The organism is Microbacterium sp. (assembly GCF_003248605.1).
Classification (GTDB): Bacteria; Actinomycetota; Actinomycetes; order Actinomycetales; family Microbacteriaceae; genus Microbacterium.
The window spans coordinates 1-20,741 of the sequence record NZ_QFPF01000037.1 but is presented as its reverse complement, the minus strand read 5'-3'; the positions used below and the strand labels follow the sequence as shown (position 1 = coordinate 20,741).

At 70.5% G+C, this 20,741-nt stretch carries 22 protein-coding genes; 14 read left to right on the top strand and 8 right to left on the bottom strand.

Going from position 1 to position 20,741, the window contains the following annotated elements; genetic code table 11:
• Positions 1 to 805: 805 nt before the first annotated feature.
• Together DI573_RS07025 and DI573_RS07020 are read right to left on the bottom strand one after the other, a co-directional pair.
• Entirely contained in the window at positions 806 to 1,477 is a 672-nt protein-coding gene (locus tag DI573_RS07025) for a DUF1345 domain-containing protein (RefSeq protein ID WP_292812169.1), read from the bottom strand.
• Between the two features lie 142 nt (positions 1,478 to 1,619).
• The gene (locus tag DI573_RS07020) at positions 1,620 to 2,099 is read right to left on the bottom strand and encodes a MarR family transcriptional regulator (RefSeq protein WP_292812167.1); all 480 of its coding nucleotides are present in this window, start codon (positions 2,097 to 2,099) and stop codon (positions 1,620 to 1,622) included.
• 102 nt (positions 2,100 to 2,201) lie between these two features.
• Here DI573_RS07020 and DI573_RS07015 point away from each other — a divergent pair, with 102 nt between their 5' ends.
• The 6 genes from DI573_RS07015 (at position 2,202) to DI573_RS06990 (ending at position 6,818) form a co-directional block, all read left to right on the top strand.
• Positions 2,202 to 2,579, top strand: coding sequence for a hypothetical protein (locus DI573_RS07015; protein ID WP_292812165.1), 378 nt, complete (start codon positions 2,202 to 2,204; stop codon positions 2,577 to 2,579).
• 65 nt (positions 2,580 to 2,644) lie between these two features.
• Complete coding sequence (locus tag DI573_RS07010) at positions 2,645 to 3,169, top strand: MarR family transcriptional regulator (RefSeq protein ID WP_292812163.1); 525 nt, start codon at positions 2,645 to 2,647, stop codon at positions 3,167 to 3,169.
• A gap of 87 nt (positions 3,170 to 3,256) precedes the next feature.
• Positions 3,257 to 3,544 carry a hypothetical protein gene (locus DI573_RS07005; RefSeq protein WP_292812161.1) on the top strand — a complete coding sequence of 96 codons (288 nt, stop codon included), beginning with the start codon at positions 3,257 to 3,259 and terminating at the stop codon, positions 3,542 to 3,544.
• A gap of 49 nt (positions 3,545 to 3,593) precedes the next feature.
• Entirely contained in the window at positions 3,594 to 4,856 is a 1,263-nt protein-coding gene (locus tag DI573_RS07000) for a D-arabinono-1,4-lactone oxidase (protein WP_292812160.1), read from the top strand.
• A 4-nt stretch (positions 4,857 to 4,860) separates the two neighbouring features.
• A complete protein-coding gene (locus DI573_RS06995) occupies positions 4,861 to 5,349 on the top strand; it encodes an SRPBCC family protein (protein ID WP_292812158.1) in 489 nt (162 codons plus the stop codon).
• Positions 5,346 to 6,818, top strand: a complete 1,473-nt coding sequence (locus DI573_RS06990) for an NAD(P)/FAD-dependent oxidoreductase (RefSeq protein WP_292812156.1) — start codon at positions 5,346 to 5,348, stop codon at positions 6,816 to 6,818. The genes DI573_RS06995 and DI573_RS06990 overlap by 4 nt, the downstream gene beginning before the upstream one ends.
• A 6-nt stretch (positions 6,819 to 6,824) precedes the next feature.
• On the opposite strand, the gene DI573_RS06985 is transcribed toward DI573_RS06990, so the two are convergent.
• From DI573_RS06985 to DI573_RS06965, 5 genes are all read right to left on the bottom strand, one after another.
• Complete coding sequence (locus DI573_RS06985; protein WP_292812154.1) at positions 6,825 to 7,352, bottom strand: flavin reductase family protein; 528 nt, start codon at positions 7,350 to 7,352, stop codon at positions 6,825 to 6,827.
• Between the two features lie 26 nt (positions 7,353 to 7,378).
• Positions 7,379 to 7,918 (bottom strand): NAD(P)H-dependent oxidoreductase, encoded by a 540-nt coding sequence (locus DI573_RS06980; protein WP_292812152.1) that lies wholly within the window; start codon positions 7,916 to 7,918, stop codon positions 7,379 to 7,381.
• A 221-nt stretch (positions 7,919 to 8,139) separates the two neighbouring features.
• Complete coding sequence (locus tag DI573_RS06975) at positions 8,140 to 9,183, bottom strand: NAD(P)-dependent alcohol dehydrogenase (protein ID WP_292812150.1); 1,044 nt, start codon at positions 9,181 to 9,183, stop codon at positions 8,140 to 8,142.
• Positions 9,184 to 9,277: 94 nt separating this feature from the next.
• Entirely contained in the window at positions 9,278 to 9,412 is a 135-nt protein-coding gene (locus DI573_RS06970; RefSeq protein ID WP_292812148.1) for a hypothetical protein, read from the bottom strand.
• The gene (locus tag DI573_RS06965; RefSeq protein WP_292812146.1) at positions 9,409 to 9,621 is read right to left on the bottom strand and encodes a multidrug transporter; all 213 of its coding nucleotides are present in this window, start codon (positions 9,619 to 9,621) and stop codon (positions 9,409 to 9,411) included. Before DI573_RS06965 ends, DI573_RS06970 begins: the two co-directional genes overlap by 4 nt.
• Before the next feature lie 177 nt (positions 9,622 to 9,798).
• On the opposite strand from DI573_RS06965, the gene DI573_RS06960 reads away from it, so the two are divergent.
• The 6 genes from DI573_RS06960 (at position 9,799) to DI573_RS06935 (ending at position 17,717) form a co-directional block, all read left to right on the top strand.
• Positions 9,799 to 10,767 (top strand): LLM class F420-dependent oxidoreductase, encoded by a 969-nt coding sequence (locus DI573_RS06960; RefSeq protein ID WP_292812144.1) that lies wholly within the window; start codon positions 9,799 to 9,801, stop codon positions 10,765 to 10,767.
• Between the two features lie 39 nt (positions 10,768 to 10,806).
• Positions 10,807 to 11,400 (top strand): TetR/AcrR family transcriptional regulator, encoded by a 594-nt coding sequence (locus tag DI573_RS06955; RefSeq protein WP_292812142.1) that lies wholly within the window; start codon positions 10,807 to 10,809, stop codon positions 11,398 to 11,400.
• A 16-nt stretch (positions 11,401 to 11,416) separates the two neighbouring features.
• Positions 11,417 to 13,069 carry an MDR family MFS transporter gene (locus tag DI573_RS06950; RefSeq protein WP_292812141.1) on the top strand — a complete coding sequence of 551 codons (1,653 nt, stop codon included), beginning with the start codon at positions 11,417 to 11,419 and terminating at the stop codon, positions 13,067 to 13,069.
• A 172-nt stretch (positions 13,070 to 13,241) separates the two neighbouring features.
• Positions 13,242 to 14,942: a long-chain-fatty-acid--CoA ligase gene (locus DI573_RS06945; protein WP_292812140.1), complete on the top strand. Its 1,701-nt coding sequence runs from the start codon at positions 13,242 to 13,244 to the stop codon at positions 14,940 to 14,942.
• 237 nt (positions 14,943 to 15,179) lie between these two features.
• Entirely contained in the window at positions 15,180 to 16,037 is an 858-nt protein-coding gene (locus tag DI573_RS06940) for a helix-turn-helix transcriptional regulator (protein ID WP_292812138.1), read from the top strand.
• A 114-nt stretch (positions 16,038 to 16,151) separates the two neighbouring features.
• The gene (locus tag DI573_RS06935) at positions 16,152 to 17,717 is read left to right on the top strand and encodes a heme peroxidase family protein (protein WP_292812136.1); all 1,566 of its coding nucleotides are present in this window, start codon (positions 16,152 to 16,154) and stop codon (positions 17,715 to 17,717) included.
• 66 nt (positions 17,718 to 17,783) lie between these two features.
• On the opposite strand, the gene DI573_RS06930 is transcribed toward DI573_RS06935, so the two are convergent.
• Complete coding sequence (locus tag DI573_RS06930) at positions 17,784 to 18,815, bottom strand: endonuclease/exonuclease/phosphatase family protein (protein ID WP_292812134.1); 1,032 nt, start codon at positions 18,813 to 18,815, stop codon at positions 17,784 to 17,786.
• A 175-nt stretch (positions 18,816 to 18,990) separates the two neighbouring features.
• Between DI573_RS06930 and DI573_RS06925 the strand changes: the two genes are divergently transcribed.
• Positions 18,991 to 19,887: a LysR substrate-binding domain-containing protein gene (locus DI573_RS06925; protein WP_292812132.1), complete on the top strand. Its 897-nt coding sequence runs from the start codon at positions 18,991 to 18,993 to the stop codon at positions 19,885 to 19,887.
• Positions 19,884 to 20,741: enolase C-terminal domain-like protein (locus DI573_RS06920; protein ID WP_292812130.1), on the top strand; the 858-nt coding region annotated here is incomplete at its 3' end. The genes DI573_RS06925 and DI573_RS06920, both read left to right, overlap by 4 nt.

Genomic DNA, 20,741 nt, shown 5'->3' with positions numbered 1-20,741 from the left:
GGGCGAACACCGGCCCCGCGGCGAGGTCGGGGATCGGCATCCAGTCGATCTGCCCGCGGGTGCCGATCAGGGCGACCGTGCGTCCGTCCCCGATCGCGGCGTAGGAGCGCAGATCCTCGCCGGCGGGCTCCTGCTGATCTCGCATCGTGTCCACGCTAGGCCTACCGGCGGCTCGTCGCGCGGGGGTTGCGCCGCGGCCCCCGATGGGCAAGGGGCGCGCGCCTGGGTTCGGTGCGCTGGGTTTGTCGCGTTGGGGCGTCGAGCTCACGTTGGGGCGTGGAGCAGCGCGCCCCAACGCAGCGTCGACGCCCCAGCATCCCGCCGCTCCCGCTCGCCCCTGGCTCCGCTGTCGCAAACTGCGGGTCAACGCGCCACACACCCGCACATCGCGACAGGCGAGCGCGGCACCCCGCACCCCCGGCCTGGCTCCGCTGTCGCAAACTGCGGGTCAACGCGCCACACACCCGCACATCGCGACAGGCGAGCGCGGCACGCGCCAGGCGAGCGCCGCGGGATCGGCGTGGATCCCCGCGGCGGCTCTCACCCGGAGGCTCCGCTGCGCGCTCGCAGCGAGCGCACGAAGACGGCGTGGATGCTGGATCCCGAACGTGTCCGGAGAGCACCGGTTGTGCAGCATCCACCCCGCCCGTCCCGGCTCCGCAAGATGCCCGACGTGCGCCCCCGACCTTGGGGCGTCGAAACTCCGTTGGGGCGCGGAGCAGCACGCCCCAACGTCGCTACGACGCCCCAACGACGCGGCGCGAGGTGCAGCGAGCGCGACGCGCGACGGCAACCGCAAACGGGCTCAGGTGACGGCAGAGACCGCCCGCGCGATGACCAGCACCGACAGGATGTACGCCGACAGCGCCTCGAGCGCCATGAAGGCCTTGGCCCGGCGGGTCAAGGGCAGGGCGTCGGCCGGCGAGAACGCGATGCCCGCCGTGATCGAGACGTAGAGGTAGTCGAAGAACCTCGGCCGCCACGCCTCGAGCGGGCGAGTGACCTCCTGCGGAAACTGGAAGTCGGAGCGCACCGGCGGCAGTCCGCTCGCCCGGGCGACCGGGCCGCCCGAATCGAGTTCCCAGTAGAGCAGCCCGAACGCGATCGCGTTCGTCGACCAGAGCTGCAGCGCCGCGATCAGGACGCTCACACCCTCGGTCTCGGGCGCCGTGAGCAGCTCGTGCACCAGCCTGACCAGCAGCACCTGGTTAAACGCGAGCAGCACGAGCGCGAGTGCCACCGACAGCCATCGCGACCAGTTCGTCTGCCGCGTGAGATGGCGGGGGTTGAGCACCACGAGGGGAACGATGAGCAGGCCGCACGCGATCACGGCGGCAAAGCGGAACGACGCGAAGAAGTAGCCGGGCAGCAGCAGCCACAGCACCATCGCCGCGACGACGGCCACGATCGGGGGCCAGCGATGCTCGGGCGGACCGGCGTCGACCGCGTCGCGCGCGCGATGGCCGAGCCGGGTCATGTGCTCAGTGTGTCAGCGCCCCCGCCGACACGACCTCACGACACGACACGACACGACACCGCACCGCACCGCACCGCACCGCACCGCACCGCACCGCACGACACGACACCGCACCGCACCGCACGACGAGGGATGCTGCCGCTCAGTGCCCGTCGCGACGCACGGCGTCCGTGATCTGCTCGAGGGCGCGCAGCACCACGCGACGGTCGCGGACGGGCAGCGCGGCGATCGCCCGCCGTTCGGCCGCGTCGCGGGTCATCGCGATGCGGCGCTCTTGCGATCCTTCGGCGAGCGCGGCCCGCACAATGACGCTGCGACGATCCGTCGGATTGCGCTCGCGGCGCACCAGCCCGACGGTCTCGAGCCGATCGACGAGGGCCGTCGTGGCCGCGGTGGACACGCCCAGCGCGAGCGCGATCTCTCCGGGCGTGAGGGAGACGCCGCGGCGGTCGGCCTCGACGAGGAACCGCACCACGGCGAAGTCGTTGCGTCCCACTCCCAGCTTCTCCCGCGCCCGCCGGTCGCTCTCGAGTCCCGCGTCGCGATTGTCGCCCAGCGCGCGCAGGAGGTCGTCGATGAGCTCATCGTCGTCGGCGAGCTCTGTCGCCTCGCTGTCGTCCATGGCTCGCCTCGGATTCCCGTGTCGGTTACCTCATCAAACTAGATTCTTGACAGATGAGCAAGGCGTGCTAGGAATATGACACAGGCTTTGGAAGGAGCTGCCGTGGGAATGCTGATGTACGCCGACACCGCCGGAATCCAGGTCGAGGACCGACTTCTCGAACACATCCGACTCGCCGTGGGTCAGCGCCTGCGCCGGGGCGAGTCGTTCATGCTCAACCTCACGACCGACGACAACGGCAACTCCCTGCGCCGCAATCTGTGGATCTCGCCCTCCATCCCGCTGCAGTTCGTCGCCTTCGGCAGCCGCACCCCGCAGATCAACCGCACCTGGGTGCAGGCGATGGGCGATACCGAGGATTCGACGGGCACCATGACCGTCATGACCGAGGCCGAGTCGATCGAGTACTTCGAGCACAAGCACACCCGTCTGATGAGCGATCTGCACGGCTCCCGCCGCGCTGAGCTCATCGCCAGCTGAGCCGCGGGTGGGCGGCAGGCATGCGACCGCGCCCACCCCTCGAACGCTGATTTAGGATCTTCCCTGTGACGACCGGATCCCCTGCCACGAGCTCGTACTGGTACGGCGACGACGCCGACGCGCGCCGACGCCGCGCGGTCGAGGTGCTCGAGGCCTTTCGCCTCTACCGCGCGGCCGAGGTCGCGATGCGTCGCCGCACGCGCGAATCCATGGCCATGGGAGAGAACGACCTGCTGGTGCTGCGCTACCTGCTCAAGGCCCAGCGCGAGCAGCGCTCCGTGTCCCCCGGCGAACTCACCCGCTACCTGGGCGTCTCGACCGCGTCGATGACCGCCATCATCGACCGTCTCGAGAAGTCCGGTCACGTCAGCCGTGCCGCGCACCCGACCGATCGGCGCAGCATCCACGTCATCGCCACCGTCGACTCCGACTCCGAGGTGCGGGCGACTCTCGGCGCGATGCACAGCCGCATGTTCGACGCCGTGATCGATATGAGCCCCGAAGAGAGCGCGACGGTCATCGCCTGCCTCACGCGCCTGCAGGACGCCGTCGACCAGGTGCAGCCGCACGCGCAGCCCGCGGCGCGCTGACCTGTGCCACGACAGGTGAGTAACTAGCCGTCCTACGCACCTGCCCAAAGCGCCCACTCACCCGTCACCCCCTGGGAGAGTGGGGGTATGACGATCGAATCGACCGCGGGCTCTCTCGGCGACGTCACCCCCGAAGACACCGCGAACAGCGACCCCGAGGCGTTCTGCGTCGACGGGCAGACGGTGCTCGCCTACAGTCGACTCGTCTCCCAGGTGGCCATCGCGTGTCCCGACCGCACGGTGTCCGAGATCGAGGCCGTCGCGCTGCGCGAGGCCGAGGCGTTCCTCGGCGGCCGGCACATCGTGCTTCCCCTCGAGCTGCGCGACGCGGTTATCGAGGTTCTGCGGCAGAGCGCGGGCGACGCGGCATACTGACCACTCGAGCGCACGCGCACCGACCCTGCCGAGACGACGAGGAGGCCCCGTGCCGAAAGATCTGGACACCGGCACCCCCGCGGGCCTGAACTGGGCCGGAAACCTCGCCTACTCCGCCGCGCGGATCGAGCAGCCGACGTCGATCGACGAGATCGCGCATGTGGCGCGCACCGCCGGCCACGTCAAGGTCCTCGGCAGCCGGCACTCCTTCAACGACGTCGCCGACACCGACGGCGTCGCGCTCTCGCTCGAGACGATGCCAGGCGATCTCGTCATCGACCCGGACGCCCACATCGCCCGCGTGCCGGCCGGATGGCGGTACGGCCGCCTCGCCCGGGCACTCGACGAACGGGGCTGGGCTCTGTCGGCGCTGGCCTCGCTCCCCCACATCTCCGTCGCCGGTGCGGTCGCGACCGGCACGCACGGCTCGGGCGATGCCGTCGGCTCGCTCGCGACCGCCGTCGCGGGCCTCGAGCTGATCGATTCCGCGGGAGTCCTACGCCGGCTGGGCCGCGGCGACACCGGATTCGAGGGCGCCGTCGTCTCGCTCGGGATGCTGGGCGTCATCGTCCGCGTCGAGCTCGACATCATGCCGGCCTACGAGATGACCCAGACCGTGTACGACGCGCCGCGATGGGACGCGGTGCTCGCGGATTTCGACGCCGTCACCGGTGCGGGCGACTCGGTCAGTCTGTTCACCAGCTGGCGCAACCCGCAGACTTTCGATCAGGCCTGGGTGAAGACCCGCGGCGCCGCGCCCCTCGAACTGGCCGGCGCGCGGCGCGCGAGCGGGCCCCGGCATCCGATCCCCGGCGCCGATCCGGCGCCCGCCACGGCGCAGGGCGGCGAGAGCGGCCGGTGGTTCGAGCGGCTGCCGCACTTCCGACTCGAGTTCACGCCCTCCGCGGGGGACGAGCTGCAGAGCGAGTATCTCGTTCCCCGTGGCCGCGCCCTCGAGGCGCTCGAGCGGCTGCGATCGCTTGCCGGGCAGATCGCGCCGCTCGCGATGATCACGGAGGTGCGCACCATCGCGGCCGACACCCTCTGGCTCAGCGGGGCCTACGGCCGCGACACGGTGGGGATCCACTTCACGTGGCAGCCGCGCGAGGCCGAGGTGCGCGCGCTGCTGCCGCGGATCGAGGACGAGCTTCTGCCGCTGGGCGCCCGCCCGCACTGGGGCAAGCTCTTCACCGTCGACGCCGAGTGGATGCCGCGCCTGTATCCGCGCTGGGACGACTTCCGCGAGCTCACCCGGGCCCTCGATCCGCGCGGCGCGTTCCGCAACGCCTACTCCGAACGCATGGGACTCTGACACCGTGTCGACCAACGTGCGCAGGATGCAGTGCCCGCCCGAGCGGATCTTCGAGGTGCTGGCCGATGGCTGGCTCTACGCCTCCTGGGTCGTGGGAGCCTCGCGCATGCGCGACGTCGATGAGTCATGGCCTGAGCCGACTTCGCGCCTGCACCACTCCGTCGGGGTATGGCCGACGCTGCTGAACGATCAGACCCGCTCGGTGCACTGGCGGCCGCCGCACCGCGCCGTCCTGCGCGCCAAGGGCTGGCCGATCGGCGAGGCGCAGGTGGTCATCGACGTCAAGCCTCACGGAGACGGCTGCCTCGTGCGCATCCAGGAGGAGGCCGTCGAGGGCCCCGCCACGCTCATCCCCCGTCCGCTCGCCGACCTCGTGCTCTGGCTGCGCAACCGCGAGACGCTGCTGCGTCTCGCCTATCTGGCCGAGGGACGCACACCGCGCCCCGAACTGTCGACCGCCGAACGAGAGCGGGCCGAGGGCGAGGCGCCGTGACCCGCCGCGCACGCGCGGGCTCCGGCGACGCCGTCGTCGTCGGAGCCGGCCCCAACGGCCTGGCGGCGGGGGTCACGCTCGCCCGCGCAGGGCTCCGGGTGCGGGTCTACGAGGCCGCCGAGCGGATCGGCGGCGGATCGTCCACGCGCGAACTCACCCTCCGGGGCTTCGCGCACGACGTGTGCTCGGCGGTGCACCCGCTCGCGTTCGAATCGCGATTCTTCCGGGAGTTCGGGCTACGGGAGCGCGTCGCCTTCGCCGTGCCCGAGGTGTCGTTCGCGCATCCCCTGGACGGGGGCCGCGCGGGGCTGGCGTACCGCGACGTGGACCGCACCCGCGACGCCCTCGGCCGCGACGGGCGCGCATACGCGGCACTGCTGCGCCCCCTCGCGGAACACTCCCGCGAGGTCGCGGAATTCACCGGATCGACGCTGCTGCGCATCCCGACCCACCTGCGCACGCCGGTGCGGTTCGGACTCGCCGCGCTCGAGCAGGGGTCGCCCCTGTGGGGCGCGCGCTTCCGCGGCGAGGCGGCCCCCGCACTCCTCACGGGAGCCGCCGCGCACACGATCCTGCCGCTGCCGAGCCTCGCATCGGCCGGGGCGGGACTGGCCCTGACCGCCTACGCGCACGCTCGCGGCTGGCCCATCCCGATCGGCGGCAGTCAGGCCATCGCCGACGCGATGGCCGATGACATCCGCGCGCACGGCGGCGAGATCATCACGGACGCCGAGATCGGCAGCCTCGACGAGCTGCCGTCGGCGGCGCTGACGATGCTCGATGTCACGCCCAGAGCTCTCCTCCGCCTCGCCCGCGGCCGGCTTCCCGCCGCCTATCGTCGGGCGATGCGGCGGTTCCGCTACGGGAGCGCCGTCGCCAAGGTCGATTTCGCCCTGTCCGAGCCCGTGCCCTGGACCCACCCCGAACTGCGCCGCGCGGGAACCGTGCACGTGGGCGGCACCCGCGCCCAGATCGCGGCAGCAGAGAACGCCGTTGCCGCGGGGCGCCTGGTCGATGACCCCTACGTGCTCGTCTCACAACCGAGCCTCTTCGACCCGGCCCGCGCCCCCGAGGGTCGGCACACCCTCTGGACCTACACGCACGTGCCCGCAGGTTCCGCGGTCGATCGCACCGAAGCCGTCGTCCGCCAGATCGAGCGGTTCGCCCCGGGCTTCCGCGATACGATCCTCGCCACCGCGTCGACCACCGCCCAGGACGTGGCCGCCCACAACGCCAACTATCCGGGTGGCGACATCGCCGCCGGCATCCCGAATCTCACGCAGCTGCTGCGGCGACCCGTGCTGCGACCCGACCCGTGGCGCACCCCCCTGCCCGGGGTGTACCTGTGCTCGGCGTCCACGACGCCAGGACCGGGCGTGCACGGGCTCGCCGGATGGCATGCCGCGCTGAGCGGGCTGCGGCACGACCTCGGCGAGCCCGCGCTGCCCGACCTCTCGATCGGCGCCTGAGCGCGGTCAGCCCGCGAGCTGGTCGATCTCGCGGAGGTGCCGGTAGGCGCCCTTGAAGTACAGCAGCGGCTCACGCGTGTGCCACTCGACCGGACTCATCTCGACGACCTTGCCGATCACGATCAGGTGATCGCCCGCCTCGTGCTCGGCCCACATCTCGCAATCGACCCACATCAGGGTGTCGTGGATGACGGGGTTGCCCGAGACCGCGGGGCTCCATTCGATGTCCGCCCACTTGTCGGTGCCCTTGCGCGCGAACTGGTTCGACACGTGGTGCTGATCATGGGCGAGCACATTGACCGCGAACCGGCCGCTCGCGGCGATGCGCGGGTAGGTCGTGGAGGTGCGCATGACGCTGAACGACACCAGCGGCGGATCGATCGAGACGCTGTAGAACGACTGGCATGTGAAGCCGACCGGTTCGCCGCTCTCGAGGCCGCTGACGACCGTGATGCCCGAGGCGTAGTGGCCGAGGGTGTCGCGGAACAGGCGCGCATCGATCGGCGTCGGCGCGAGGATGGGGGATTCGCTCATGACGGGTGCTCCTCTCGTGCGGATCGTCAGGCGCGGGTGGATGCGGTGGCCACAGCCCCCGCGACGGTCGAGAGCCGCGACAGGTTGGCGGCGTACTCCGCCGCCGCCGCGGCGACGACCTCACCGAGCTGGTCCATCTGGCTGAGGGCGAGGTAGAAGCCTCGTCCGGGCACCGTCGCGCCGAGTTCGACCAGAAGCGGCGAGAGGGTGAAGGTCGGACCCATCGCGTGGCTGAAGTCGGCCCCGGTGTGCACCGGGATGGCGGTGACGCCGGCCAGCCCGTTGGCGGGATAACGATCGAGGAACGCCTTGAGCAGACCCGTGTAGGTGGCCTTGTATGTCGGCGAGGCGAACACCGCCAGGTCGCTCTCGGCGACGCGCGCGTTCAGGCCCGCCATCTTCTCGGAGGGCCACGCGAAGATCTGGTCGGTGTGGTCGGCCAGATCGATCACGTCGAGCGTGTACGAGCCGGGCTCGAGAAGCTTCTCGACGAGGAGTTCGGCGACCTTGCGGGTGCGGGAGAGGGGCTTGGGGTTGCCCACGACGATGGTGACTTTGAGCGACATCTCACTTCTCACATCTGTACCGGTTGACAGGGAATCCGGAGACGTCGCCGACCGCGCGCTGTACGGGACGGCGGGGCGCACGACGCCTCCACACACCACCGGGGTCTTTTGGCCCGGTGGGCCCGCAACGGCTTACGCTGCCCTGCCAGTATGCGCCGAGACGCGTTTCATGGGTGTTACGCCGCCCGCTCGCCGCCTCCGCGGCCTCCTGCGCACGGGGGCTATCGCAGCGTGTCGATGTCGATCACGAACCGATAGCGCACGTCGGAGCGCAGCACGCGCTCGTACGCCTCGTTGATCTGCGCGGCGGCGATGACCTCCACCTCGGGCGCGATGCCGTGCTCGGCGCAGAAGTCGAGCATCTCCTGCGTCTCGCGGATACCGCCGATGCTCGAACCCGCGAAGGAGCGCCGGCCCGCGAAGAGTGTGAACACGTGCAGGGGCAGCGCCTCGGGCGGGGCTCCGACGTTGACCATCGTGCCGTCGAGCCGGAGCAGCTTGAGGTACGCGTCGAGATCGAGGGGCGCGCTGACGGTGTTGATGATGAGGTCGAACGACCCGCGCAGTTCTTTGAGCGTCGCGGGGTCACTCGTCGCGTAGTGAGCCCCGGCGCCGAAGCGCAGGGCGTCATCCTTCTTGGACAGCGTCTGCGAGAGCACCGTGACCTCGGCACCGAGCGCCGCCGCGATCTTCACGGCCATGTGCCCGAGCCCGCCCATGCCCACCACGGCGACCTTGACGCCGGGACCCGCGTTCCAGTGCTTGAGCGGCGAGTAGGTCGTGATGCCGGCGCACAGCAGCGGCGCGACCCTGTCGTAGGGAATCGACTCGGGCACGCGCAGCACGAAGTCCTCGACGACCACGACGTGGGTGGAGTAGCCACCCTGGGTGATCGTGCCGTCCTCGTCGACGTTGGCGTACGTTCCGATGTTGCCGTTCAGGCAGTACTGCTCCTCGCCCGCGAGGCAGTTCTCGCACTCGCGGCAGGAGTTGACCATGCAGCCCACTCCCACCCGGTCGCCGACCGCGTGGCGGGTGACCTCGGACCCGACCTCGGCGACGACGCCCACGATCTCGTGCCCGACGGTGAGCGGATAGGCCACCTCGCCCCATTCGCCGCGGACGGTGTGGATGTCGGAGTGACAGATACCGGCATAGCGGATCTCGATGAGCACGTCCCGCGGACCGAGGTCGCGGCGCTCGATCGTCGTCGGAATGAGCGGTTCTGTGGCGGACGGGGCGGCGTAGGCGTTGACGGTGAGCACAGCACTCCTCGGGTCGTTGCGGGGGCGGCGCGACAGCGCGCCTGGTGAAGCCGACGCCGGCGGGTCGGCGGGTATTCCCGATCGGGGGATGCTGTCAGTCGGTCTCGTCGTCGACCTGAACGGGTCCGCCCTCCGGGCGGTCCCGGTTGGGGTCGCCGGTTCCGCTGGCGGCGCGGTAGTCCTCGGGGTCCTGCGGCTCGTCTTGCTGGCCGCGGTTCTTCTCGGTCATCGTCTCTCCTCGTTCTCGGCCGCCTCGGGATCGTCGGCGGGGTCCAGCCCCGGGCGCACCTCAGCGTCGGACGCGATGTCGATGCGGGTGACGCCGTCGACCTTCGTGACCTCGATGCGAGCGGCAGCATCAGCCTCGGTCGCCTCGGGGGCGCTGGTCAGCTGGTCGTGGCGCTTGTCGTCGGCGCTCATGCCGGTGGAATCGCTCATGCCGCGAGCGTACGACGACCCCACATGCCGCGTCAGGCCCTGGCGACGCGCGCGCTCGCGTGCTACTGCGGCGCAGCATTCCTGCCGCATCGCCGCGGGGAACGCAACCCCTGTGCCCGCCGCCGCGCGGGGGCTTACCGTCGTGCAGGACCGCACGTGCGACGAGAGGACAGGACGATGGCGCGATTCGGCTACACCCTGATGACCGAGCAGAGCGGACCTCGTGAGCTCGTACGGTATGCGGCGGCAGCCGAAGCGGCGGGCTTCGATTTCGAGGTCTCGAGCGACCACTACTCGCCGTGGCTGACGAGCCAGGGACACGCGCCCTACGCATGGACCGTGCTCGGTGCGGTCGCGCAGGCGACATCGCGGGTCGAACTGATGACGTACGTGACGTGCCCCACCATGCGGTATCACCCCGCCGTGGTCGCACAGAAGGCGGCGACCCTGCAGGTGCTCTCGGACGGGCGCTTCACCCTGGGGCTCGGGGCCGGCGAGAACCTCAACGAGCACGTCGTGGGCGAGGGCTGGCCTGCGGTCGATGCCCGACAGGACATGCTCGTCGAGGCGATCGAGATCATCCGCGCACTGCACACGGGAGAGCTCACAACGTACGACGGACAGTACTTCCGCATCGACTCGGCCCGCATCTGGGATGCGCCGGAGGCCGGTGTGCCGATCGGCGTCGCCGTCTCGGGTGCCAAATCGATCGAGCACTTCGCGCCCCTCGGCGATCACCTGATCGCCGTCGAGCCCGATGCCGACCTGGTCGAGGGATGGGACGCGATGCACGAGGGACCGTCGCGCAAGATCGGCCAGATCCCGATCTCGTGGGATCCCGATGAGGAGACCGCGATCGAGCGGGCCCACGACCAGTTCCGGTGGTTCGCCGGCGGATGGGCGGTGAATGCCGACCTGACCACCCCCGCCGGCTTCGAAGCGGCGACGCAGTTCGTGCGCCCGGAGGACGTCGCGAGCTCCATCGCCTGCGGGCCCGACCTCGATCGTCTCGCCGAGAGCATGCGACCGTACCTCGAGGCGGGCTTCACCGACATCGCGATCGTCCAGATCGGAGACGAGGCTCAGGACAGGTTCCTCGCCGAGGCGGCAGGCCCCCTTCTGGAGCGCCTGCGCGAGCTCATCTAGTTTTTGCATCTCTTGCACTTCGGTGCAAGTATGCACTCTGTGATTGATCGTGCACCCGAGTCGCTTCGCGAGCGGCGCATCGCCGAGACCTCGCGCGCGCTGCGCGTCGAGGCGCGGCGCTTGACGGCGGCGCACGGACTCTCGGGGTTCACGATCGAGGAGCTCTGCTCCGAGGTGGGTGTGTCGCGTCGGACGTTCTTCAACTACTTCGCGTCGAAGGAGAACGCCGTGCTCGGCCTGCCGCTGCGCGCCGACACCTCCGACCTCGACGACGCCTTCCTCGCCTCGGACGTCGGTCTGATCGAAGCGCTCGCCGAGCTGCACACCGCCCGCTGGGAGCGCCTCGACATGACACGGGCCGAGGCGCCGGCGATCACCGCCGCCCTGGACCGCGAGCCCGGACTCGTGCGTCACCTGCTCGATCTGACCGCGGAGGCCGAACGGGCCGACATCGCGCTCATCGAGCGGCGGCAGGCGTGGCAGACGGGCGACCCCAGAGCGGCCGTGGCCGCGCACATCCTCGGTGCGCTCATCCGCCCCACCGTCGCCGAGTACATCTCGACCCAGGGTGAGGACTTCCGCACCCTCTTCCTCCGCCGCCTCGAGGCGGCGCATCGCCTCTTCCTCCCCTGAACCCCGAACGGACCCCATGACCGCCGCCACCGACCCGCCCTTCCTGCTGACCAAGCGCCGAATCTGGATCATCTTCGGCGCCCTGATCGCCGGGATGCTGCTGGCCAGCCTCGATCAGACGATCGTCTCGACCGCGATGCCGACGATCGTCGGCGAGCTCGGGGGCGTGGAGCACCAGGTGTGGATCACCACGGCGTACATCCTCGCGACGACGATCGTGATGCCGATCTACGGAAAGTTCGGCGACGTGCTCGGCCGCCGCAACCTGTTCCTGCTCGCCATCGCGCTGTTCACCCTCGCGTCGGTCGCCTGCGCCCTGGCGACCGACTTCTGGGCGTTCGTGACCTTCCGGGCGATCCAGGGTCTCGGCGGCGGCGGGCTGATGATCCTCTCGCAGGCGATCATCGCCGACATCGTCCCGGCCAACGAGCGAGGCAAGTATCTTGGCCCCCTCGGCGCGGTCTTCGGCCTCTCGGCCGTCGGCGGACCCCTGCTCGGCGGATTCTTCGTCGACCACCTCACCTGGCAGTGGGCGTTCTGGATCAATATCCCGGTCGGCATCGCCGCATTCGTCATCGCGTTCGTGGCCCTCAAGCTGCCGAGCAAGCGGGCCAGTGCGCCCATCGACATCCTGGGCGTGGTGTTCCTGTCGATCGCGACGACCTGCCTGATCTTCTTCACCGACTTCGGCGGCGACTCGGCCCACGGGTGGGGCGCGCTCGAGACGTGGGCATGGGGCGCGGGCCTGCTGGCAGCATCCGTCGCCTTCGTGATGACCGAGGCGCGGGCGGCCGACCCGATCATCCCGCTGAGCCTGTTCCGCAACCCGATCTTCGTCAACGCCACGGCGATCGGGCTCGCCCTCGGCATCGGCATGTTCGCGGCGATCGGTTTCGTGCCCACCTTCCTGCAGATGTCGTCGGGCACCTCGGCGGCGGCGTCGGGGCTTCTGATGCTGCCCATGATGGCGGGCCTCATGGGCACCGCGATCGCCTCGGGCGTGCTCATCTCCAAGACGGGTCGGTACAAGATCTTCCCGATCGTGGGCACGCTGCTCACCGGCGTCGCGATGGTCGCGATGACGACCCTGACGGCGCAGACCCCCATCTGGCTGATCTGCGTCTTCCTCTTCTTCTTCGGCGCAGGGCTCGGCCTCATCATGCAGGTGGTCGTGCTGGTCGTGCAGAACGCCGTGCCCGCCGCGCAGATCGGCACGGCCACCAGCACCAACAACTACTTCCGCGAGGTGGGAGCGGCTCTGGGCATCGCCGTGTTCGGCACGATCTTCACCAATCGGCTCACCGAGAACCTGACCGGGGTGTTCACCGGCGCGGGCGCCTCGGGCGAGGAGGCGGCCGAGGCCACCGCGACGATCGATCCGCAGACGCTGGCCACTTTGCCCGACGAGGTGCGCGAGGGCATCGTGACGGCCTACGCCGACGCCCTCGCTCCCGTGTTCTGGTACCTCGTGCCGTTCATCGCGATCGCCTTCGTGCTCTCGCTGTTCCTGAAGCAGATTCCGCTGTCGGACGTGGCGGGGCTCGTCGCCCGCGGCGAGGCCGTCGGCGGCGAGGAGGCCGAGCGGCTGGAGGCCGAGCAGCGGCAGGAGGCCCGGGGCGCGGCATCCATCGAGGGCGACGCCGCCGCGACGGAACCCGCGGAACGCTGACCCCGCCGCGCCCGCGGCCCGCGGGGTCGCGTGCCGCGGGCGACGCGGTAGCCGACGTCTGCACGACGGGCGGTGCAGGTGCGTACCCGTGAGGGCGATGTGTGCGCAACCTCCCCCGGCGTCGTGCAGACGGCACGTACTGTTGAGGCACGAGTGAGCGGAAGGTCGCCGGATGTCGCAGGAGTACCCGTATGCGTCGAAGCCCTGGCTGGGGGCGTACGCGCCGGGCGTGCCCGACACGATCGACGAGGTCACGCAGACGCTGACCGACATGATCGATGAGAGCGTCACGATGTACCGGCGCGGTGTGGCGCTGGAGTTCTTCGGCGCCACGACCACATACCGGGAGCTCGGCGAGCAGATCGCGCGCGCGGCCGAGGGACTGCGCCGTCTCGGTGTGCAGAAGGGCGACCGCGTCGCGGTGGTGCTGCCCAACTGCCCGCAGCACGTCGTGGCCTTCTACGCGGTACTGCGCCTGGGCGCGATCGTCGTCGAGCACAACCCGCTCTACACGGCTCGCGAGTTGCGCCACCAGTTCGAAGACCACTCCGCCGCGTTCGCGATCGTCTGGGACAAGGTGTACGACACGGTCGCCGCGTTCCCCGCCGACATCGCCGTCCGCGAGATCGTCTCGGTCGACATCACCGAGGCGATGCCGAGGCGCACACGGTTGGCACTGCGCCTGCCGATCCCCCGCGCCCGGGCCGCGCGCGCCCAGCTGACGCAGAAGCCCGCCGCGCGGCATCCATACCGGTGGGAGAAGCTGGTCGGGCACCGGGCCCTCTCCCCCAGGCATCCCCGTCCGCTGCTCGACGACACGGCCGTGCTGCAGTACACCAGCGGCACGACCGGCAGCCCCAAAGGCGCGATCCTGACCCACCGCAATCTGCGCGCCAACGCGATGCAGGGCCGCGCGTGGGTGCCCGGGCTGCACGATGGCGAGGAGGTCTTCTACGGCGTGCTGCCGCTGTTCCACGCCTACGGGATGACGCTGTGCCTGACGTTCGCGATGAGCATCGGGGCGCGCCTCGTGCTCTTCCCGAAGTACGACCTCGACCTTGTCGTCTCCGCGGCGCGCAAGAGCCCCCCGACATTCCTCCCGGCCGTGCCGCCCATCTACGACCAGCTCGCCCGCGCGGCGGCGCGCGGAACGCTCGATCTGTCGACCGTGCGGTTCGCGATCTCCGGGGCGATGGCGCTGCCGGTGCCCACCGTCGAGAAGTGGGAATCCGCCACGGGTGGACTCCTGGTCGAGGGCTACGGCATGACCGAGACCTCGCCCGTCGCGCTCGGAAACCCGATCGGTCCGACGCGCCGGCCGGGCACCGTGGGTGTGCCGTTCCCGAGCACCGAGATCCGCGTGGTCGACGTCGACGATCCGACGCGGGATGTCGAGCCCGGTACCGAGGGAGAGCTGCTGCTGCGGGGGCCCCAGGTGTTCCAGGGCTACTGGCGGCGGCGCGATGAGACCGACGCGGCACTGCTGACGGGTGGCTGGCTGCGCACGGGCGACATTGTGAGCGTGTCGGCGGACGGCTTCGTCACCGTCGTGGACCGACTCAAGGAGCTGATCATCACGGGGGGATTCAACGTCGCCCCGACCGAGGTCGAGCAGGCTCTCACGGCTCACCCGGACGTCGAGTCCGCCGCGGTCGTCGCCCTGCCCCGCTCCGGCGGCTCCGAGGAGGTCGCTGCCGCCGTGGTCCTGCGCCCCGGCGCGGTGTTCGACGCCGAGGCACTTCGCGACTACTGCCGCGGGCACCTCGCCGCCTACAAGGTGCCGCGTCGCATCTTCGAGTTCGACGAGCTGCCGCGCTCTCTCATCGGCAAAGTGCTGCGCCGCGAGGTGCGCGAGCGCATCCTCGCCCTGTGAGCGCGGCGGTGCGCGAGCGCATCCTCGCCCTGTGAGCGCCGCGGTGCACGAGCGGTCTTTCGTGGGCCGGCGCCACGCGGGATACTGAGCGCACACCGCGCGACCTCCCCTCGCTTCGCGAGCGCGGTCCGACGGTGGGTGCGTGTATCAGCGATGATGCCCGCACACTCGATGCAGTTGCGCGACGCCACCGCCATCCGGGCCGCGGCCCGCGCCTCGAGGGAGAAGGCGTCCGTGGTGGCAGCCCCGCATCTGGAGCGGTGGATCGATCTCGCCGCTCATCTGATGACGCTGCCCGCCGAGCACGATCCGATGGTGGATGTCTGCGCGACGGCGAGCGCGCAGTTCGTCGATGCGGCGGTCGGCATCGTCGACACGGGCCCGACCGCGTCACGCATCGCGCGCTACCGGGCACCCCACCTCGACACGGCGTACTACGTGCGCGCCGTCCCCCGGCACCCGCTCAGCCGCCACTACGCGGCGACGAACGACCCGCACGTGCGCTGCCTCGCGGATGCGCGTCGTTTTCATGACGAACCGGGAGCGCGCGAGCTGCTCGCGCACGCGCGCGGCGACGGGTTCATCGACGCCCTCTTCGTGCCCCTCGCGCACGCCCCCGGCATGTCGCACCGGTGGCTGTGCCTCGGCACGACCGAGCGCATGGGCCGCGCGGCGTGCGCGCTGCTCGAGACGCTTCGACCCCTGCTGCGGGCGATCGACGCGCAGAGTGTCGTGCTCGAGGGCACCCGCCCCCATCCCGACGCGGCCGCCGCCGCGCGCGACGCGCACCTGACGGGGCGCGAACTGAGCGTCCTGGCACTCACCGCGCGGGGCCTGACGGCCGTCGCGATCGGCGATCGCCTCTCGATCTCCTCGCGCACGGTGAGCCTTCATCAGCAGCATGCGTACACCAAGCTCGGCGTGCACGACCGGCTCTCGGCGGTGATGATCGCGCACGAGCGCGGCATCCTGCCGCGTACGCGGATGCGCGGCCCTGCGCCCGGTGTGGAGGTGATCGAGCACCGGCTCGCCGCGCCGGCGCCTGCCCGGCAGCATCCGTCGACGCCGGCGCGCGAGCGGGCGATGTCGAGCTGACTACGCACTTGTGCGTACAGATCCGCGCGCGATCCTGCGCGACTCTGGAGACCGGGTCCGGACGCGCGGGAGACACCCGCCGGCGCCCGCACCGCGAGGAGAGAGGGGCTCATCGTGACCACCATCGTGAATGACGCACCGGCGGCCGCCGCCGAAACCGAAGTCACCTCACCGCCGACGCCCGAGCAGGTGCTCGCCCGCACCGCATCGGGACACGGCATGGGAGGGGGGACCCGCAGTGCGCGCGGGCACGGCTACGAGCTGCGGGGCCTGGGTTACGTGCCCGCGTCGCGGTCGTACGAGGGCCGGTTCGGCCGGATGTTCCGGCTGCCGCCGTTCACCCCGACCCCCGAGCGCATCCTCGAGGTGGCCGCGCTCATGCTCGAGGGGGACTCCGCCCGAGATTCGAGCATCGACAACCCCGACATCCCGGCCGGTTTCACCTACCTCGGTCAGTTCATCGATCACGACCTGACGTTCGACACGGCGTCGAGTCTCGACCGCCAGAACGACCCCGACGCGCTGACGAACTTCCGCACGCCGCGATTCGATCTCGACTCCCTCTACGGACGGGGACCGGCCGACGACCCCTTCCTGTACAGCAAGGCGTCGGGACGCGAGGCGTTCCTGATCGGTCGGCACGACGACGAGGACGACCTCCCCCGCAACGAGGAGGGCACCGCGCTGATCGGCGACCCGCGCAACGACGAGAACGTTTTCGTCAGCCAGCTGCAGCTGACGATGCTCAAGTTCCACAACGCGGTGCTCGCCCGCGTGCACGACGACCCCGCCCTCCTGCAGGGTCTGGAGAGCCCCTTCGAGGCCGCGCAGCGCATCGTGCGGTGGCACTACCAGTGGCTCGTCGTGCACGACTATCTGCGCCGCACGGTCGGGGCGCAGATGCTCGACGACGTGCTCGACACCTCCGGCCCGGTGCCCCGGGTGGTGCGCCGCGCGTATCACTGGCGCTACGAGCCCTACATGCCGGTGGAGTTCTCGGTCGCCGCGTACCGCTTCGGGCACTCCCAGATCCGTGGGCGCTACCGCCTGAACACTCTGGTCGGCGCCCAGCAGGGCGGCCTGCCGACCTTCAAGCCCGGCTCGGTGAACGACGACCCGCTCGGACACTTCGGCGGCTTCCGCGTCCTCCCGGCGTTCTGGACGATCGAGTGGGCGCGCTTCTTCGAGGTCGCGGGCGCCGGCAGCGACGCGCTACAGCTGACCCGCGCGATCGACACGCGGCTGGCCAATCCGCTGCACGACCTGCCGGCCGAGATCGGCGGCAGCCGCCCCAGCCTGATCGACCGCAACCTCACCCGGGGCGCGCGACTGATGCTGCCCTCCGGTCAGGCCGTGGCGCATCACATGGGTGCGACCGTGCTCGACGACACGACGCTCGGGCTTCCCGAGGGCGGCCCCGCTCCTCTGTGGTACTACATCCTCAAGGAGGCGGAGGTGCAGGCCGGCGGTCGGCACTTGGGCGAGGTCGGCGGGCGCATCGTCGCCGAGGTCTTCCTCGGACTGATGGAGAAGGACCCCTCGTCGTATCTGCACCAGCAGCCCGACTGGACCCCGACCCTGCCCTCCGCGGTCGCCGGGGACTTCACGATGGCCGACCTGATCACCCTCGCCGGGCACGGCCTGGGCGTGACGACCTTCGCCCCGACGCCGGGCGGATGAACGGGCGGATGAACGGGCGGATGCTGCGCCCCGCGCGCCGCGGCGACGGGTGTGCAGCATCCCCCATCACCCCCTGAAGGGCCGATAGGCGAAACGCACCACGACGATGCCGTGGTCGCCGCTGCCCGTGGCGCGGTGATCCTCGTCACCGAGATGGTCGTTGTTGATCGCGAGCCCGTCGAACAGCCACAGCCGACGACGGCTGTTGTCGTAGAACTGCTCGCTGACGAGGACGTGATCGAGGGATTCGCGTAGATCCTCGTGCACGTGCGTGTAGTAGACGTCGCGGGTGTCGCGGTACTCCTGCAGGGTCTGCGCCGTGTACAGCCCGATGTCGGCGCCGCCACGCCCGTCGCCCACCAGGTATCGGGGCTGCTCGGTGAGGATGTTGACGGTGTTGCTGTGCTGACCGTCGTTGACGTCGCCGAGCACGATCACCGGCGTGACGGTGCCCTTCATCTCGGCGGTGAGCAGGACACGTAGCGCCGCCGCCTCGGCCGTGCGCTGGATCGTGGCGAGCGCGGCACCGATGGCGGTGGTGTGCGGCCGATATCGATCGGGATCCTCGCGGAACCACGGTTCGGTATCGACGCGGGTCGGCAGCTTGGATTTGAAGTGCGTGACGTACACCTGGACGACGGCGTGATCCTCGCGCAGACGCACACCCGCCCGCAGCACCGGCCGCGCGAACCTGCCGATCGCGACCCGGATGCCGGGCGACTGCGGATCCATGGGGTCATCGGTTTCGAGGCGCAGCCCGTCGGGGAAGTTCTCGATCCACTGCGGCGCCCCCGCGCGCAGGCCGTGGCGCACGAGCGCCGCGCAGATGATGCGCCCGCCGCCCGCCGGCTCCGCCAGCAGCTCGTACTCGGCGTCGAGCCCGGATGCGGCGAGCACCCGCGCCATCGCCTCGCGGTGCCACAGCTCCTGGAGCCCGACCACGTCGGCGTCGATCTGTCGCAGCTGCGCGCCGATCCAGGATGCCTTGCGGTCGAACTCGGCGTCCGTCCAGGGGCGCTGCCCGGGATTCATGTCGAGGCCGGGCATCTGCAAGTTGTAGAGGTTGAATGTCGCGACGCGAAAACGCTCAAGGTCCATGAGTCTCCTCCTGCGGGGAAGAGGGGATGCCGGGTCCCGGTGATACGACCGGAGCAGCCGCCGTGTTTGAGATGTACGAAGTCTGAATCAGGACAATGCTGGTCATTCTCAATATGAATGAGCGCGGGTATCGTGCAACTGTCGCCGTGCGCGACCGGACGCGAGGAGGCGGGCGATGATCGAGACGCGACAGCTGCGTTACTTCATCGCCGTGGCCGAAGAGCAGCACTTCGGACGGGCCGCCGCTCGGCTGATGATGGCCCAGCCCCCGCTGTCCCAGCAGATCCGCCAGCTGGAGGCGACCCTCGGCGCCACCCTGCTCACCCGCACGACGCGACGAGTCGAACTGACGGCGGCCGGTTCGCTTCTGCTCGAGCGCGGACGACGCATCATCGACGACCTCGACGCGCTCGGCGCCGACGTCGCGCGCGTGGGCGACGGGCTGCAGGGCGTGCTCCGGGTGGGCTTCACGGGCTCGGCGACGTACGGGCTGATGCCGCGCGTGGTGCGCGAGGCCAGTGATGAGCTGCCGGGCATCGCCCTCTCGGTCAGCGGCGAACTACTCACCCCCCAGCTGGAGGCGGCGCTCCTGGAACACCGGATCGACGTGGCGCTGCTGCGCCCGCCCGTCACCTCGGACGAGATCCGATATCTGCCGAGCGTGAGCGAGCGGATCGTCGCGGCGCTGCCGGCGGGCTCACCCCTCACGACGCGTCCCCACCTGCGGATGGCGGATTTCGACGGCCAGGTGCTGGTGGGCTACCCCGAGGAGTCGACTCTGTCGCGCACGATCGCCGCGCGATGGGTCGAGGTGGGCGCGCGCCCCCGCCACGCGCAACGCGTGTCCGAGACATCCACGCTGCTCTCTCTCGTCGCCGCAGGCATCGGCGCGGCCCTCGTACCCTCGTCGGCGACGTCACTCAACCTCGGCGGCACGGTCTTCCGCGACGTCGAGGACGCCCCGCCGACGGGACTGGCGGTCGCCTGGCGGGGCGATGACCCCTCGCCCGCCGTGCGCCGCTTCATCGACTTCCTCACCCGACTCGTCGACGCCGAAGGAGCACGCGCGTGATCATCGAACGGGTGGAGGCGATCCCTTACCGCATCCCGATGCGAAAGCCCCTGCACTTCGCCAGCGGCGCCGTGCATCACATGGACAACGTGCTGCTGCGCCTGATCACCGACACCGGCATCGTCGGCGTCGCCGACGTGCCTCCCCGCCCCTACACCTACGGCGAGACGCAGGCCGGCGTCGTCGCCCTGCTGCACGGCCTCTTCACCGAGGCCCTCCGCGGCGCGGATCCGATGGATCGGGGCGCGATCCATGCGCGCCTGCACCGGACGGTCGGAAACTACGCCGCCAAGGGCGCCGTCGACATCGCGCTCTGGGACATCATCGGGATCGCTCTCGGCACCCCGGTGCACCGGCTTCTCGGAGGCTTCGCACCCTCGGTGCGCGTGTCGCACATGGTGGGCTTCGCGCCGGTCGGACAGATGGTCGACGAAGCCCGGCGCTATCGCGACGAGTACGGGATCACCGCCTTCAAGGTCAAGGTCGGCCGGTATCCCCTCTCACTGGACATCGAGCTCTGCACGGCGCTGCGTGCCGAGCTCGGGTCGGATGTCGAGCTCTATCTCGACGCGAACCGGGGATGGACCGCCGCCGACGCCATGCGGGTGCTGGATGCGACCGCGGACCTGGGGCTGACGTTCTTCGAGGAGCCGGACGATGCCAAGGAGGTGCTCGGCCGACGACGCCTCGTGCAGCACTCACGCGTACCGATCGTCGCCGACGAGTCCGCGCCGTCCCTCGGCGATGCGGCGCGAGAGATCCAGACCGGCGGCGCGAGCGCCCTGTCGATCAAGACGGCCCGCACGGGCTTCACCGAATCCCAGAAGGTCCTGGCCTACGCCGAGGCCGTGGGT

Coding starts and splice junctions, on each gene's coding strand:
- DI573_RS06965 (WP_292812146.1), bottom strand. CDS start 9,621: ATGAGCGATTCCACCGGCATGAGCGCCGACGACAAGCGCCACGACCAG.
- DI573_RS06970 (WP_292812148.1), bottom strand. CDS start 9,412: ATGACCGAGAAGAACCGCGGCCAGCAAGACGAGCCGCAGGACCCCGAG.
- DI573_RS06960 (WP_292812144.1), top strand. CDS start 9,799: ATGGCGCGATTCGGCTACACCCTGATGACCGAGCAGAGCGGACCTCGT.
- DI573_RS07025 (WP_292812169.1), bottom strand. CDS start 1,477: ATGACCCGGCTCGGCCATCGCGCGCGCGACGCGGTCGACGCCGGTCCG.
- DI573_RS07020 (WP_292812167.1), bottom strand. CDS start 2,099: ATGGACGACAGCGAGGCGACAGAGCTCGCCGACGACGATGAGCTCATC.
- DI573_RS06945 (WP_292812140.1), top strand. CDS start 13,242: ATGTCGCAGGAGTACCCGTATGCGTCGAAGCCCTGGCTGGGGGCGTAC.
- DI573_RS06925 (WP_292812132.1), top strand. CDS start 18,991: ATGATCGAGACGCGACAGCTGCGTTACTTCATCGCCGTGGCCGAAGAG.
- DI573_RS06930 (WP_292812134.1), bottom strand. CDS start 18,815: ATGGACCTTGAGCGTTTTCGCGTCGCGACATTCAACCTCTACAACTTG.
- DI573_RS06985 (WP_292812154.1), bottom strand. CDS start 7,352: ATGAGCGAATCCCCCATCCTCGCGCCGACGCCGATCGATGCGCGCCTG.
- DI573_RS06950 (WP_292812141.1), top strand. CDS start 11,417: ATGACCGCCGCCACCGACCCGCCCTTCCTGCTGACCAAGCGCCGAATC.
- DI573_RS06980 (WP_292812152.1), bottom strand. CDS start 7,918: ATGTCGCTCAAAGTCACCATCGTCGTGGGCAACCCCAAGCCCCTCTCC.
- DI573_RS07005 (WP_292812161.1), top strand. CDS start 3,257: ATGACGATCGAATCGACCGCGGGCTCTCTCGGCGACGTCACCCCCGAA.